This is a genomic window from Microbulbifer maximicatervae (SeqCode) (genome assembly GCF_052467225.1).
The window spans coordinates 4,527,273-4,542,601 of record NZ_CP174303.1 but is presented as its reverse complement, the minus strand read 5'-3'; the positions used below and the strand labels follow the sequence as shown (position 1 = coordinate 4,542,601).

Here is a 15,329-nt window from a genome sequence, read left to right as displayed (position 1 = left end):
GTAACTGGCTAACCTGGCGTTTCTTAATACCGGGTTAGCCGACTGCAGAATTATGTGACGATTAGATCCCGCTGTAAGTAGCGGGATTTTTACATATCCCACAGTGAATTTGTGGCCATAGATAAGGTAATTCTTTCCTTATCTTGTATCTGCTTTAGGTCTTCAAACACCTCTTTCACCTCCATCGACTCAATTGCACCATACACCGCTTGATAGAGTTCTGAGAAATAGCGATCTACCTCTCGTCCCATATTATTAATTTCACGAATTGTCGGTGGATCACTCAGATTGAGGCGGCGAATAAAGTCATTGGCACTTTCTTCATGGGTGTATTGCAACCATGTCTTCATCACCTTATTTTGCGCTACATCATTGTAGTTCTGCAGGTTTTTCGCCATTCTCTGCTCATGCTCAAGCATGTGTTTTAATAGCAATTGGGTTCGGTAGTCCTCTGATTTGTCCAGTAAGGTCTCGTAAACAGCTGCCATTTCCAGGTGAAATCTCTCAGCATCCTTGATGACTTCAAATGCTTGTTTGAAAGTCTTCATAGTAAGTACCCTCTGATGACCAGGCTATTACCTGGGCTTTAAAATATTTTTACATCAGCACTCGCTCTCTACTTTATATAGCATTTATCCAGTTAATAAGGACCTGTGGGAATATTCCGAAAAAAACCAGTACGGCAGCGAGAGTTGCGATTAAAAACTGCCCTGAAGTGGTAATTTGTAACGTTTCGCTGTTACTGCTAGTGTCAATGGCATCTCTTTGTACCATCGTAAGTAGAAGACGAAGGTAATAGAAGAGGCCCAATGCACTACCAATAACCACACCAGCGAGAAGAGCCCACATTTTTCCTTCAACACCTGCGGTAAAGACGTAAAACTTCCCAATAAATCCAATAGTTAAGGGAATTCCAGCCAGAGATAGCAGCATTAGAGCAAGACAGCTCGCCAGCCATGGACTACGCCAGAGTAATCCCCGGTAAAAGTCCCTGTGATAAGGATCATCTGCACTGTTGGTCACGTCGCTGACATTTGTTCCATTGGTTAGTTGTGTGGCCTCGACTGAATCGGCTATCAGGCCAACAATTGCAAAGGCTCCTAGTGTAGTAATGACATAGGCGACCATGTAATAAATAACCGCCTCTGTACCAAACGCGCTATTGCCGATGATAAACGCCACAATTAAATAGCCTATATGGCCGATTGAGGAGTAGGCCAGCAGCCTTTTGATATTGTTTTGCATCAGGGCCAGTAAATTTCCTATCAGCATGCTAGCTATGGCGGCGATTGTCAGTAAGTCAATAAGAATAGGGCTCTGGTAGAGATTTAAGGTATTAAAGAATCGCAACAGAAAGGCAATTACGGCTGTTTTTCCCACTGTGGCGATCAACGCCGTCGTAGGCGTAGGTGCGCCCTGGAATACATCGGGTGTCCAGATATGAAATGGAACCAGTGATAACTTGAAAGCAACAGAAATGACCAGCAGAGTGGCGCCGGTTGCAAAAAGAGCAGAAGTCTGTGAAAGATCCTGTATACGTGTAGCGATACTACCAAAGTCCAGTGCCCCAGATGCCGCATAAATTAATGCGATACCGAATAGCCCGAGAGCGGTAGAAAGTGCTGAAAGGATTAAGTATTTAAAGGCAGATTCCAGGGAATTTACTTGATCTTTACTTGAGGATAAATTGCCAGTAACCGCAAATCCCAACAGTGGATACAGTGCGAGGCTAATTAATTCTATACCGAGGAAAAAGGTGGCAAAGTGGCTGGCAAATACCAGGGTGCTTGCTCCCAAAATGGCAAGTAAAAGTAGTATATAAAACTCTTCTGGATAGCTATCCGGGTTTCTATTCAGGTCACACCGAAGTTTTAAGTAGTTGTATCCCATAACGCTGACGGCTATGGCGGTAACTAATATCAGCAGACAGAAGAACAATGAGTTGTAGTCAATCGAGAGTAGGGCAGTCACTTGAATGGACCCGTTATTGCCCGATAGGGTGGCTCCAACCCAGAAACAGGCAATGATAGCGGCTACCAAAGTGATAAGAGTTGTAACCAGAGCGCCCGCATGATTTCTCCAGAAGGATACTTGGAGCAGCAAAATTACAATACCGGCACTAATCAGTAAAAGCGGTAGGATAGAAAATAGTTCTTGGGCACTCATAGAGATGTACCTGTATTAGCGCTTTTAGCAGTAGGAGAGGATAAGCTTGCTGAAGTTTCCGGCCCTGTCTTTTCTATGACGACTTCTTCATTTTCAGGGGCCTGAAATTTTTGCATTGATTTAGCAATCGTAGGCTCGGCGATATCAAAGATAGGCTGGGGGCGGAGCCCGAAGATCACGAGAAGCACCGCCAGTGAAAGAAGCGCAGAGATCTCCCTGAGGCTTAGATCACTGACAGTTTTCCCCTCTGTAGCTGGTTTCAATTTGTCATTAAACTTGCCAAAGAAGACACGCTGCATCATCAATAGTGCATAGAGTGCTGCTCCAATAAGCCCAATTGCTGCAATAACCGTTAACCAGTGATTAGCTTTAAAGCTACCAACAAGAACCAGGAATTCGGCAACAAAATTACCCAGCCCAGGCAGTCCCAGCGAGGCAATGGCAAAGAAGAGTGCAACGGCGGATAGCTTTGGCAGAAGAGGCCAGACACCGCCGAGCTGGCTCATATCCCGAGTATGGAGACGATGCTGTAGTGCGCCTACTAATGCGAAGAGAGCAGCGGTACTCAAGCCGTGGGCGATCATTTGCATCACTGCGCCCTGCAGGGCGATAGTATTCAGCGCGTAGAGCCCCAATAGAACAAATCCCATATGGCTCACACTGGAGTAGGCCACAAGCCTTTTCATATCCTTCTGAGCGAATGCCAGCGATGCGCCGTAGACCACACTGATGGCTCCAATGGTCATTGCAACCGGTGCAAAAGCTTGTGAACTCTCCGGGAATAAGGGCAGTGTAAAACGCAATAAACCATAGGCTCCTGTTTTCAACAGAATCGCTGCCAGCAGAATACTGCCGGCAGTAGGGGCCTGGGTATGGGCGTCAGGTAACCAGGTATGGAAGGGCAGCGCTGGCAACTTGACGATAAAGGCAATAAAAAATCCGAGCATTAACCAATAAGCTGCTGTTGCAGACAGTTGAGCACCCAACAAATCCATATAGTTAAAGGTCAGTTGTCCGCTATTCCGATAGTGGATAAATGCCAAGGCAACGATGGCAATCAGCATTAACAAGCTGCTTGCCTGGGTGAAAATAAAGAACTTTATCGCAGCGTAGACTCTGCCCTCATAGCCCCAAACTGCAATCAACAGCAGCATGGGAATCAGCATGACTTCCCAAAAGAAAAAGAATAAAAACAGGTCGATAGCGGTAAACACACCGACAATACCGGCCAGTGTCCACAGGTAGTTAAAATAAAAGAAGCCGCGCCGGAAGGTGACATCATTCCAGGTCATTACTAACCCAAAGATTCCCATCCCCATTGTCAGTAGCAGCATAAGAAAGCTGAGTCCATCAATCGCCAGATGGAAGCTGATCCCAAACCTGGGTATCCAGGATATCAAAAGGCTATCCCACCACTGACTGTCACCTGTAACAGCTGTGGACTCTGCCTGGGGGAAATAGCTGATCAAGAGCAGGGATGCGATAATCAGGGAAACCAGGCTGATTAAGCGTCCACCCTCATAGAGATGTCTCTCTGCCAGCCAGGCTAATATTCCCCCAACAAATAAAATTATAATTATTGCCAGTAATGTCATAGAGCCACCAACAGGGCTAGGAATAAAATTGATCCGGCTACAAAGGTGGCCAGGTACCAACGTATTTGGCCGTTTTGTGAAGAGCTGAGGGCGTTATTTAGATGTGCACTCAGCGAAGCGGTACCCTTGTAGATGCTGTCGATAATATCTTTGTGGTTAAGGGCGGTGATAAATTTAAAAGGTCTTACAAAGACTCGGTCATAGACCCAGTCAAAACCCCATCCCTTAAACCAAAACTGCATTAGTGGAGAGCGCTGCTCCCCAACCTTTTTCTCGAACAGGAACATTTTCCAGGCGATAAACAGGCCGATCAGAGGCATTGCAATGGCAATGGCTTCAATGACCCAGGAATGGTGTTCATCGGTTGGGGTGCCAAAGACTCCCTGGAGAGGCGGAGCGAGAATTCCACCAAATAGGGCAAGTACAGCGAGGATGCCCAAGGGAAGCATCATCACCGTGTTATTAGCGTCTTTACAGTGTGAGGAGGCGCTGCCCTCACTGCCCAGAAATGCAAGAAACAGAACCCGGAAGCTATAAACCCCTGTGACCAGCGCTCCCAATAGACCGGCAAGCCAGAGCAGGTTTACTCCTTGATGGTATTCATAAGCGCTGAGCAAAATATGATCTTTGCTGTAGAAGCCGGACGTAAATGGGAGCGCTGCCAGACAGGCGCAACCGATGGTAAAGCAGATAAAGGTAAAGGGGATTTTGCGATAGAGGCCGCCCATGGCAAAGATATTCTGCTCGTGATGTACGCTCAGGATTACTGACCCTGCGGAGAGGAAGAGCAGAGCCTTGAAGAAGGCGTGGGTCATCAAATGGAAGATGGCTCCTGACCAGGCACCCACACCCAGGGCCAGGAACATATATCCAATCTGGGAGATGGTTGAATAGGCCAGGACCCGTTTGATATCACTTTGTGCGATAGCACTGAATCCGGAGATTAATAGAGTCAGAGCGCCGACAATGGCTACAGCTGTCATGGCGGTTCCAGACAGCTGATAAAGCGGGTGCATGCGGGCGATCAAGTAGACCCCGGCCGTCACCATGGTGGCAGCGTGGATAAGGGCGCTGACGGGAGTGGGGCCTGCCATCGCATCGGGAAGCCAGGTCTGGAGTGGAATCTGTGCTGACTTACCCACAGCGCCACCCAGTAACAGCAGCATAGCGATAGTGACAATTTGAGTATTGACCTCGGGATTCCCTGCCGCTGTGATGAGCTCCGGTATATTTAGTGTTGAGAACTCAAAGAACAGCAGGAACAAGCCGATCGCCATGGCGGTATCGCCGACGCGGGTGACGATAAATGCTTTCTGCGCGGCCGCGCCGTTTGCAGGGTCCTTATACCAAAAGCCAATGAGCAAGTAGGAACAAAGACCAACGCCTTCCCATCCCAGATAGAGAAGTACCAGGTTGTCCGCCATTACAAGAATTAACATGGCAGAGACAAATAGATTCAGGTAGGAAAAGTAGCGGCGGAAATCCGGATCTTCACGCATATATCCGGCTGAGTATAAGTGAATAAGGAAGCCCACTCCGGTAATGATCATCAGCATTACCAGGGCTAGCCAGTCCACATGAAAGGTGAAGCCGAGTTGGAGGTCAGATACTCGCATCCACTGCCAAACTGACAGCGTAACGACCGATTCCGGGTTGCCCAGAAAGGTGGAGAGTGCGAGGTTAAAAACCAGAATCGCTGCGATTCCCACACTGCCCACCCCAATCAGGCTCACTAACTTTTGTGAGGGCTCCTTTTGTGTAAAGAGTGGAATGCTGATGAGGGTTAGGAAACCAAGAAAGGGAAGCAATGGTATCCAGGCAAGTGATCCGTTCATATTAACCCCTCAATCCATTGAGCTGGTCAATATCGACCGTGTGTTTGCGATAATAGAATTGCAAGACCAGGGCCAGTGCAATGGCTACTTCGGCAGCGGCCAGGGTGACAACAAAAACAAACATCACCTGCCCATCAGCATTGCCCCAGTGTGCGCCGGCGACAACAAACATTAATGCTGCGGCATTGGTGCAAATTTCAATACACATCAGCATAAAAATAATATTTCTTCGGATGAGTAATCCGGCTAACCCCAAGCAAAACAGGATGGAGGCCAACAGCACGCCAGCCTCCAAACCAGGTGCAGATTCGATAGGCATAGCTTTACTCCGGTTTAACTGTTCTTCTGTGTCGAGCGAGGTGGAAAGCTCCAACAAGCCCTGCCAAAAGCAGCATTGAAGCCAGTTCGACAGCGAGAACGTAATGACTAAAAAGTGCGATACCGACCTGTTTGGGCCCGATATAGTGATAGGTTTGCTCTGAAGGGATTTGTCCGCTACTAACCAGCAAAAGTAACTGGATTAATAAAATGGCTGATAGAAGGGCTGGGCCAATCCAGGTGTGGGGTTGTAACCAGGCTTGCTCCTGTGCAACTGAAGCGTCTCCCTGGTTGAGCATCATGATGACAAAAATAATCAATACCATGATGGCGCCGGCATAAATAATAACTTCCAAAGCTGCTGCCAGGGGAGCGCCATATTGATAGAAAATAACGGCAACCGATAAAAGTGAAGTGACAAGATATAGTAGCGCGTGGACCGCGTTCTTGTGAAAGATAACCATGGCGGTTGAGACAATGGCAACCGCAGCGGTTAAGTAGAAAATGTAATTCACTGGGAAAACCTCTTTTTAGTTATTAGCCTTATTGAAATCAGAGATTTAGGCTTTTTACATTAATGGGCTCGGCCTCATTTTGAGCTTCTCCCTTGTCCTTTCCTGAGATGGCCTTTCCTGCAATTTGATAAAAACTGTAATCGTGATACTTACCGGGACCACTAATTAGAAGATCTTCCTTTTCGTACACCATGTTTTGCCGATCGTACTCGCACATCTCAAAGTCAGGTGTTAGCTGGATGGCATAGGTTGGGCAGGCATCTTCACAAAGCCCACACATAATGCAGCGGGAAAAATTGATACGAAAATATTCGGGACGCCAGCGGCCGTCTGGATCTTCTGTTTTTTGCAGTGAAATACAATCAGGAGGGCAGGCAACGGCGCAGAGATTACAGGCAACGCAGCGCTCGTCACCGTTGGGATCTCGGGTGAGCACGATCCTGCCACGATATCTGGGTGCCAGGTAGGGCTTTTGGTCGGGGTATTGTACGGTAACGTTCTTCCGGAACAGGTGTTTAAATACCAACCACATGCTGCGAATTTGGCTTGAAATCATTTCTTTGGCCTCGCACGCTTATTTTAATTTTCTAGGCAGTCCACAAAAGTACCGCTGCGGTAGCCAGTAGATTGATCAGGGCCAGAGGTAGCATGACCTTCCAGCCGAATTTCATTAATTGGTCGTAGCGGGGGCGTGGAATCGCCGCCCTTAAAAGAATAAACACACCAACCAGAATGGCGGTCTTCAGGCAAAACCAAATAAATGGGGGTAGTAGGGGGCCGTGCCACCCACCGAGAAACAGGGTGGTTATTAGCGCTGAAATTAGGATTACTGCCAGATATTCACCCACAAAGAACATACCGAATTTCATACCGGAATATTCGGTATGGAATCCGGCAGTCAGTTCGTGCTCAGCTTCCGGAAGATCAAATGGAGTTCTGCGGCTCTCGGCAATACCGGCAATAAAGAAAACAATAAACCCCAGAAATTGAGGGATGATAAACCAACCATCTGCCTGGGCATTAACAATCTCGCGCAGATTGAAACTGCCCGAGAGCATAACAACGCCCATCAGGCTCAAACCCATAAATACTTCATAGGACACGGTTTGAGCGGCAGCCCTTAGCCCACCGAGCAGGGCATATTTATTATTTGATGCATATCCCCCAAGGATTACGCTGTAGACCGCAATAGAACTCATTGCCAGCACAAACAGTAATCCGATATTCAGGTCGGTGACCCCAATATTGGGCGATATGGGCACTACGGCAAAGGCAATCAACATGGTTGCCATAACTACGGTGGGTGCCAGTACAAATACGGGAATATCTGCAAATTTCGGAGTGAAGTCTTCCTTAAAGAACAGCTTGATCATATCTGCAATAACTTGCAGGGTGCCAAATTTTCCGACCCGGTTAGGGCCCGGGCGATCTTGCCAAAAACCCAATAGGCGGCGCTCGCCCCAAGTTAAAATGGCTGCTAGCAGCACGGTAACTATCAATACGCCGAAAATATTGAGCAATATGATCCAGATATTTGTGCTCATAATTAGTCCTCTTGCCCGATTGCGGAGCTTTCTTCCACTGGCAACAGATTGGCGCCACCCGGTAATACGGGGGCAAGAGTTTCAAGCCCTGGAAGACCATAGGGCACACCCAGGCTGCCCGAAGGTTGGCTATCGGAGATAACCACACTGCCCCGGAAAACACCGCTATTGGTGTCTAACGCCACTGTGTCTCCCTGGTTGAGGTTGGCACTTTCGGCATCACCGCGATTTAAAGTAAAGAATGGCTTATCGATCACTGTAGCGATGGCCATTGCGCGGTTACTGAGCTCTTCCGAACCAAACATTCGGTAAATCGGCAGTGTCGCTAGACTGTGGTTATCGCTATCTGTATCGCCATCGGAGGCTGTGGGCAAGGACCACTCCGATAGTGCTTGCTCTCGCCGCTGGATATATTTACCCGAGGCACCACCACGGCGTTCGCCACCCACTTCCTGCTGAAACTTGAAAATTGATTGGTTGGAGTTCCATCCGGGAGACCAGATATTGGCTTGCAGCGGTGATCGGTTTGGATTGTGCACACCTTCCATGCTAAAGCTCATAGGAGCATCGGGGTCTTGGTGTGGGGGCTCCTCTGAGACATGTTCCTCTGCGTGAATAGCCGTGCGCCCACTGTAGCGAGCGGTCTGTCGAGCAACCTTCAGCCCGTCAATCCGGAAGTTTTCATCCGGCCCTAAATCTTTGATGACCTTGAGTGAAGCAACACTTTCCGCCAGGGAATCGGTGATATCCGGGCAGTGATTCCAATTGATAATAGTGTCGATACTCTCGGAGTGTTCTGTGCAAAAACCAGCGGCATCTACCAGCCAGCGCCAGCTCTCCTGGATATACCCAGTGCCTTCATAGACCGCATAAAATCGCTGTGCCAAACCAGTATTGTTAACAAATGTCCCTTGGGATTCGGCCGTTGCGGATACAGGAAAGATTAAGTCGGCATGTTTGGCGGTTTCATTGAGCAGGGTGTCCAGCAGAATGATATGGTCGACGCTGGCAAACAGACTATTTAACTCTTCACTCACGATTCTTAGGGAGAGGTCATTCTCCAGAATCACTAGGGTTTTATCGATATTGGTTTTGTCATTCTTGAGTTCAGTGATCAGATGCTCAAGGGAACCGGTTTCGGGCTCAAACAGCTGAATAACTCCTAAGCTATTAGCCTCTTCACAACATAAGTATAGAGAAGTGGGTTTGCCATTTTTTTCCGCCAGAGCACAGGCGATTTTGGCTGCGCTGTGGGTAAGGTGGATATTCTTGCTACTGGTTCCAGAGATAATCACTGGGTTCTTGGCCGCAGTTAATATTGCTGAGATTCTTTCAGCTTCCTCCAGATTCTCTGCACTCAGTGAAGTTTTGTTGCTTTTTACCTCCAGAATATTATTGGCAATTGCTTGGCCGATTTGGGCAGCCTGTTCCGGCAGGGTATAGATCGCTTTACAGGTAATATCTGAAATCTGATTGAGTTCGGTGCCGATAAAAATAATCGGGCTGGGTTCACCCTCCAATTGTCGAACAGAAGCATCCTGCCACAAGGGTATTCTTAATGATTCAGCTTGTTCTTTTTGGCGGCTCCGTGCTGCTTGGCGAACTGCCAGGGCAACCCTGGGGGCTGTATTGTAGATATCTTCCCCGAGTATCAATACAACATCTGAATTTTCTATCTCAGGGATGGTCGGGCTGTGGATATTGGCATCGCTCTGAATTCTGTCTACAAGGTGTAGTAGCTGCATATCCCGCTGGTTGAGGCCAGAGAAGAAGTTATCCCGCCCTACAAACTTTAATAGGGCGAAGTTATTTTCCAATGATGCCCTGGGTGAACCTATGCCTATTAAATGATGCTCACCTCTTTGCGCAGATGCGAGTTTTTCTGAAAGTGAGAACACTGCATCCTTGGGGGAAACCTCTTTGTGCAAACGTTCATCAGTTTCTGCTGTAGAGCTGATCACATCATCTTTGCGCGCAGAAAGTACCTGGGTTATCCGGCTCTTACTGTTGACATATTCGTATCCAAAGCGCCCCCGATCACAGAGAAAATAGCCGTTGATATCGTGGTGATATAAGTTGACCACACGGCGCAACATCGGGTCTTGGTTGTTGCCGGATTCCCTCGCTCCAGGCGCGGTGTTGCAACCCACGGCACAGTGTTCACAGACTGAGGCGGCTGTTTGCAAATCCCATTTTCGGACAAAGTGCTGGCTGAAAGTCTTATCGGTAAATACTCCGGTGGGGCACACTTCGACAAGGTTCCCACTAAAACCATTTTCCAGCATGCCCTCGGTATTGCGGCCAAAAAAGACCTGGTGATTGCGACCCAGTGCTTGTAAATCCTCGCCACCGGCATAGTCGTGATAGAACCTGACACACCGGTAGCAGGTAATACAGCGATTCATTTCGTGATTGATAAAGGGGCCGAGATACTGGTTTCGGTGGGTGCGCTTGGTACCCTGATAGCGGCGCATGGTATGACCGGACATTTCAGTCATATCCTGTAAGTGGCACTCGCCGCCCTCCTCACAAACCGGGCAATCGTGAGGGTGGTTGGTCATCAAGTCCTCTATCACAGAACCGCGAAAATCTTTCGCAGCTTCCGAACTGACACTGTAAATACCGCCGTCTTTTATCGGCGTCATACAGCTCATAATCAACCGGCCTCGTTGATCTTCGCTGTCCTTATGCTCGATAACCGCACATTGGCGGCAGGCGCCAACAGAACCCATGGCGGGGTGCCAGCAAAAATAGGGGACATTCAAACCCAGGGACAGGCAGGCAGTGAGCAGGTTTTGATCTCCATCAACCTGGTATTTATTACCGTCTATTGTGATGGTTGGCATTTGAAATCCATTTTCTTTTTATTAATGCTTTCAGGGGCAGGGTTGTCGCGCTAATTTATTGGTAGGGGCAACAACCGCCTTCAATATGGTCGATAAAATCCTGTTCAAAGAGTTTTAACGCGCTTTGTATCGGCTCTGCGGCGCCGGGAGCCAGGGCACAAAAGGTATTGCCGGGGCCAATACGCTCGCACTGTTCCCTGAGGAGTTCCAAGTCTTCTTTAGTTCCCTGGCCAGACTCTATTCTCTCCAGAATTTTGACGGCCCAGGGCAAGCCGTCCCGGCAGGGGGTGCACCAGCCACAGGATTCCCGCGCAAAGAACTGGGTCAAGTTCAGTACCAAGCCAACGGGGCAGGTTTTATCGTCGAGCACAGTGATCGTGCCGGTCCCCATACGGCTGCCGGCCTTGCCGATAACGTCGTAATCCATGGGAAGATCGAGGTGGTCCGGGCCGAGGAAGTCGGTCGATCCTCCACCGGGAAGAATGCCCTTCAGTTGCAGGCCATCTTTCATGCCACCGGCATGTTGTTCAATAATTTCGCGAATGGGCGTCCCCATTGGGAGTTCCCAAGCCCCTGGATTATTAACCTTGCCGCTAACACCAAATATTTTGCTTCCCGCATCGTCACCCCGGCTAAGGTTTTTGTACCACTCCACGCCGTGGTTAATTAAATGGGGGAGGTTGCACAAGGTCTCTACATTGTTAACGACAGTGGGTTTTCCCCAAAGCCCGCTGACCTGTGGAAAGGGTGGCTTGGCGCGGGGAATGGCCCGCTTGCCTTCAAGGGCGTTTAGCAGTGCGGTTTCTTCACCACAGATATAGTTACCGGCGCTGCGGTGCAGACAGATCTCCAGATTAAAGCCACTGTCGAAAATGTTTTCGCCAATCATGCCCTGCTGCTTGGCTTCATCGATTGCCTGTTCGAGACGGTTTGCAGCCAGGTGGTATTCACCACGAATAAAAATATAGGCGTGAGAGGCGCCAATGGCATAGGCGGCTATAGCCATCCCCTCAAGAAGGAGGTGAGGATCTCGCTCCATTAGCAATCGGTCTTTGAAGGCGCCGGGTTCCATTTCATCGGCGTTACAGACAACGTACTTCTGCTTGGGCGAATCTTTACCCCTAGGTACAAAACTCCACTTCAGCCCAGTGTTAAACCCCGCTCCACCGCGTCCGCGCAGGCCTGCATCTTTTACTTCGTTGATAATATCGTCCGGTACCATGGTGATGGCTTTGCGCCAGCCCTGGTAGCCGTCGTTTTCCACATATTGCTCAATAGTGGCGGCAATATTTTCACTGGAAATATTTTTAGTCAGTGGATTTGTCAGCATGGTATTTTTTCTTCTTATCGATTAATTCATCAATACCTTTCTCATCCAAATGGCGATGCATCTCTTCGCCGAGCATAAGGACTGGGGCTTTGTCACAATCTCCCAGGCAGGGCGTTTCCAGCAGGGTGAAAATCCCATCTTCGGAGGTTTCTCCAGGCTGGATATTTAAGCGCTCAGATATTTTTTTCTGCAAATTATCGCAACCCATAATCCAGCAGCTGGAGCTTTTACACAGGTAGATCACTTCCTTACCTACTGGTTGGCGGAAAATCAACTGGAAGTAGGTGGCGACACTCTCAAGTTCTGCAACGGGAATATCCAGATAATTGGAAATTGCCTGGAGGCTCTCATCGGAAATCCAGCCGCGATGTTTCTGTACAATCCGCAACGCCTCGAGCCCCACTGAAGTTTTTTCGTGGTAGTGGGTGGCTTCCTGATCAATTTCCTCTTTTTCTTGTACTGTTAAGGTCGCCTGGTTGTCTGCTGAATTGCTATTGCCTTGCTCCATTACTTCAATCAATTCCGGTTCTAATAAGCTGGACATAGTCGCCCCCGAGATAGAACTTGCGGAGGTTTCGTTGAGGCGCTGCCGCCATCTGTGTTTGCGATGGCTGAAACGCTGGGTGTATTTCCGTGCACTTTTCTACTCCGCTGCTGTACGGCCCTGTGCCTGCCGTAATTCTTTATTGTTATCTGTCCACATCCGCCATGACGAAGTCGATGCTGGCAATAATGGCAATAAGGTCAGCAATCAACAGTCCGTTGGACATCAACGGAATCATTTGCAGGTGTGGGAATGAAGGGGTGCGAATTCGGGTCCTGTATGAGGTGGTCCCCCCATCACTAACGATCTGGTAGCTGTTGATTCCTTTAGTGGCCTCAATGGGATAACACACTTCGCCGGCTGGCATTACCGGTCCCCAGCTGTTATTCACAAAGTGCTGAATTAAAGTCTCGATATCCTCCATGGTGCGCCCCTTTCGCGGAGGGGTAGTCAAAGGATGGTCCGACTTATAAGGGCCTGCCGGCATATTTTCCAGGCACTGGCGGATAATCCGCAGACTCTGCCATATCTCGTCCACCCGGACCCGGCAGCGGTCGAAACAGTCCCCACCATCGTAGCTGGGAATCTCGAACTCGAACTGATCATAGCCGCTATAAGGGCGCTTTTTGCGCAGATCCCAATCCAGGCCCGTGGCACGAAGGCCTGGCCCGGTAACCCCCCACTCAAACGCCTCCGCCGTATCGTAGACACCAATGCCGCGGGTGCGGCGTTGCAGGAGTTTATTTTTAATCACCATGCCGTCGTAATCGGCTAAGCGTGCGGGCATATAGTCGAGAAATTCCCGCACCATCTTGTCCCAACCCTGGGGTAAGTCCTGCGCTACACCGCCGATACGGAACCATGCCGGGTGCATCCTGCCGCCGGTAATGGCCTCAACTATTCCAAACAGTTTTTCCCTATCAATAAACATATAGAACACGGGAGACATCTGTCCCACGTCCTGGGCAAAGGTGCCAAAAAATACCAGATGACTGGATATGCGGAAGAACTCGCACATCATCACCCGTATCATCTGTGCGCGTTCAGGGACCTTAATGCCGGCGAGTTGCTCCAGTGCCATCACATAGGGCAGGTTGTTCATGACACCGCCGAGGTAATCGATACGGTCAGTGTAGGGCACATAGGTATGCCAAGCCTGGCGCTCGGCCATCTTCTCCGCACCGCGATGGTGGTAACCGATATCTGGCACTGCATCGATAATCTGTTCACCATCCAGCTGAAGGGCTACACGGAATACCCCGTGTACACTGGGGTGATTCGGGCCCAGGTTGAGGAACATAAACTCTGAGTCTTCATTACTCCTGGCCATGCCCCAGTCTTCCGGCCGGAACAGCAGGGCGTCTTGTTCTTTGCGTTCTTTCTCTTCTGACAGACTAAATGGGTCGACTTCGGTAGCTCGGGCGTGGTGATCCTTGCGCAGTGGATGCCCCTTCCAGGTCAGCGGCATCATGATTCTCTGTAAATGGGGATGACCTGGAAAGTCGATACCGAATAGATCCCACACTTCCCGTTCATACCAATTGGCATTCTCCCAAACGGCAGTAATAGTCGGTGCGCTCAGATCACTCTCGGGAAGAGCCACCTTGATACGGATAAATAAATTGCGGGTAAATGAAAGTAGTTGATATACCAGGGTGAAATCGCTGGAAGGCTGTTTTTCGGTTCCCTCCCCACGGTTGACCCGCAGCCGTTCGTCGATAGCACTCAGGTCATACAGCATTTCAAATGGCTGGGCGATATCCCGCTTGAGAAAGAGCAAAAGAGGGATCAAGGCATGTTTCTCGATCCACAGTGTGGGCATATCATCACAGTGTGGCTGCCACCAGAACGAGTGAAGCTTGTATCCGGTGTCGAGATCCCGAATAAATGCCTCTGCTGCTTTCCTGTAGGGAGTTGCTGTGTGGACAGTTTTCGCAATTACGCCAGTCATTGGCTATTCCGTTGTTTTTTTCTTATTCCATGAAGCCTAAACACTGTCGGGCGCACGTAGCATGTCAGCTTTCGTACGTTCCTCCCTATGGAGATCACGCTGACTGGGCTTTGGAACCTTGTGAGTTCCTTGATCATCCACAACCCAGCTGAAGGCTCGTCTCTCCGCAGCCACCGACTTTTGCAGCAAGGTCAATCCCTGCAGTAGGGCCTCTGGGCGTGGTGGACAGCCGGGCACATAAACATCGACCGGGAGAAACTTATCGACCCCCTGAACCACACTGTAGATATCGTACATACCGCCGGAATTTGCGCAGGAACCCATGGAGATGACCCAACGGGGCTCGATCATTTGCTCGTAGAGTCGCTGTACCACTGGTGCCATTTTCAGGAAAACCGTCCCTGAAATTACAATCAAATCCGCTTGTCGCGGGGTTGCACGGATGACCTCAGCGCCAAAGCGGGAGATGTCGTGGCGGCTGGTGAAGGCGGTGGCCATTTCTACATAACAACAGGACAACCCGAAGTTAAATGGCCATAGGGAATTTGAACGGCCCCAGGAAACCAGTTCTTCGAGTTTGGTAAGGAGAATATTTTTTTCTAAATCTTGAGTGCTTATTTCTTCAGAAGGATTGCCGTGTTCGGTAGCAATCAGGTCGTCGGCTTTGCTCAGCTTCCAGCGCATT

The 15,329-nt window shown here is 49.3% G+C and carries 13 protein-coding genes; all 13 read right to left on the bottom strand.

Annotated elements, in window-relative coordinates; genetic code table 11:
* Positions 1-89: 89 nt before the first annotated feature.
* Positions 90-548, bottom strand: a complete 459-nt coding sequence (locus ACJJIZ_RS19650; RefSeq protein WP_282934036.1) for a hypothetical protein — start codon at positions 546-548, stop codon at positions 90-92.
* A 73-nt stretch (positions 549-621) separates the two neighbouring features.
* Entirely contained in the window at positions 622-2,166 is a 1,545-nt protein-coding gene (locus tag ACJJIZ_RS19645) for an NADH-quinone oxidoreductase subunit N (protein ID WP_444914556.1), read from the bottom strand.
* On the bottom strand, positions 2,163-3,761 hold the full coding sequence (gene nuoM, locus ACJJIZ_RS19640; protein WP_444906229.1) for an NADH-quinone oxidoreductase subunit M: 1,599 nt from the start codon (positions 3,759-3,761) through the stop codon (positions 2,163-2,165). Before nuoM ends, ACJJIZ_RS19645 begins: the two co-directional genes overlap by 4 nt.
* The gene (nuoL, locus tag ACJJIZ_RS19635) at positions 3,758-5,596 is read right to left on the bottom strand and encodes an NADH-quinone oxidoreductase subunit L (RefSeq protein ID WP_444914555.1); all 1,839 of its coding nucleotides are present in this window, start codon (positions 5,594-5,596) and stop codon (positions 3,758-3,760) included. Before nuoL ends, nuoM begins: the two co-directional genes overlap by 4 nt.
* A gap of 1 nt (position 5,597) precedes the next feature.
* On the bottom strand, positions 5,598-5,915 hold the full coding sequence (gene nuoK / locus ACJJIZ_RS19630) for an NADH-quinone oxidoreductase subunit NuoK (RefSeq protein WP_444892930.1): 318 nt from the start codon (positions 5,913-5,915) through the stop codon (positions 5,598-5,600).
* Positions 5,916-5,919: 4 nt separating this feature from the next.
* Entirely contained in the window at positions 5,920-6,429 is a 510-nt protein-coding gene (gene nuoJ / locus ACJJIZ_RS19625; RefSeq protein ID WP_444895022.1) for an NADH-quinone oxidoreductase subunit J, read from the bottom strand.
* A 37-nt stretch (positions 6,430-6,466) separates the two neighbouring features.
* Positions 6,467-6,985, bottom strand: a complete 519-nt coding sequence (gene nuoI, locus ACJJIZ_RS19620; protein ID WP_282934031.1) for an NADH-quinone oxidoreductase subunit NuoI — start codon at positions 6,983-6,985, stop codon at positions 6,467-6,469.
* Positions 6,986-7,016: 31 nt separating this feature from the next.
* Positions 7,017-7,973 carry an NADH-quinone oxidoreductase subunit NuoH gene (nuoH, locus tag ACJJIZ_RS19615; protein WP_282934030.1) on the bottom strand — a complete coding sequence of 319 codons (957 nt, stop codon included), beginning with the start codon at positions 7,971-7,973 and terminating at the stop codon, positions 7,017-7,019.
* 2 nt (positions 7,974-7,975) lie between these two features.
* On the bottom strand, positions 7,976-10,819 hold the full coding sequence (gene nuoG / locus ACJJIZ_RS19610; RefSeq protein ID WP_444914554.1) for an NADH-quinone oxidoreductase subunit NuoG: 2,844 nt from the start codon (positions 10,817-10,819) through the stop codon (positions 7,976-7,978).
* A 55-nt stretch (positions 10,820-10,874) separates the two neighbouring features.
* The gene (gene nuoF, locus ACJJIZ_RS19605; RefSeq protein ID WP_444914553.1) at positions 10,875-12,149 is read right to left on the bottom strand and encodes an NADH-quinone oxidoreductase subunit NuoF; all 1,275 of its coding nucleotides are present in this window, start codon (positions 12,147-12,149) and stop codon (positions 10,875-10,877) included.
* A complete protein-coding gene (gene nuoE / locus ACJJIZ_RS19600) occupies positions 12,127-12,693 on the bottom strand; it encodes an NADH-quinone oxidoreductase subunit NuoE (protein ID WP_413664589.1) in 567 nt (188 codons plus the stop codon). The genes nuoF and nuoE overlap by 23 nt, the downstream gene beginning before the upstream one ends.
* Before the next feature lie 145 nt (positions 12,694-12,838).
* A complete protein-coding gene (gene nuoC, locus ACJJIZ_RS19595) occupies positions 12,839-14,644 on the bottom strand; it encodes an NADH-quinone oxidoreductase subunit C/D (protein WP_444914552.1) in 1,806 nt (601 codons plus the stop codon).
* Between the two features lie 36 nt (positions 14,645-14,680).
* A complete protein-coding gene (locus ACJJIZ_RS19590) occupies positions 14,681-15,328 on the bottom strand; it encodes a NuoB/complex I 20 kDa subunit family protein (RefSeq protein WP_444914551.1) in 648 nt (215 codons plus the stop codon).
* Between the last annotated feature and the right edge of the window lies 1 nt (position 15,329).

Coding starts and splice junctions, on each gene's coding strand:
- ACJJIZ_RS19650 (WP_282934036.1), bottom strand. CDS start 548: ATGAAGACTTTCAAACAAGCATTTGAAGTCATCAAGGATGCTGAGAGA.
- ACJJIZ_RS19645 (WP_444914556.1), bottom strand. CDS start 2,166: ATGAGTGCCCAAGAACTATTTTCTATCCTACCGCTTTTACTGATTAGT.
- nuoM (WP_444906229.1), bottom strand. CDS start 3,761: ATGACATTACTGGCAATAATTATAATTTTATTTGTTGGGGGAATATTA.
- nuoL (WP_444914555.1), bottom strand. CDS start 5,596: ATGAACGGATCACTTGCCTGGATACCATTGCTTCCCTTTCTTGGTTTC.
- nuoK (WP_444892930.1), bottom strand. CDS start 5,915: ATGCCTATCGAATCTGCACCTGGTTTGGAGGCTGGCGTGCTGTTGGCC.
- nuoI (WP_282934031.1), bottom strand. CDS start 6,985: ATGATTTCAAGCCAAATTCGCAGCATGTGGTTGGTATTTAAACACCTG.
- nuoH (WP_282934030.1), bottom strand. CDS start 7,973: ATGAGCACAAATATCTGGATCATATTGCTCAATATTTTCGGCGTATTG.
- nuoG (WP_444914554.1), bottom strand. CDS start 10,819: ATGCCAACCATCACAATAGACGGTAATAAATACCAGGTTGATGGAGAT.
- nuoF (WP_444914553.1), bottom strand. CDS start 12,149: ATGCTGACAAATCCACTGACTAAAAATATTTCCAGTGAAAATATTGCC.
- nuoE (WP_413664589.1), bottom strand. CDS start 12,693: ATGTCCAGCTTATTAGAACCGGAATTGATTGAAGTAATGGAGCAAGGC.
- nuoC (WP_444914552.1), bottom strand. CDS start 14,644: ATGACTGGCGTAATTGCGAAAACTGTCCACACAGCAACTCCCTACAGG.
- ACJJIZ_RS19590 (WP_444914551.1), bottom strand. CDS start 15,328: ATGCGCTGGAAGCTGAGCAAAGCCGACGACCTGATTGCTACCGAACAC.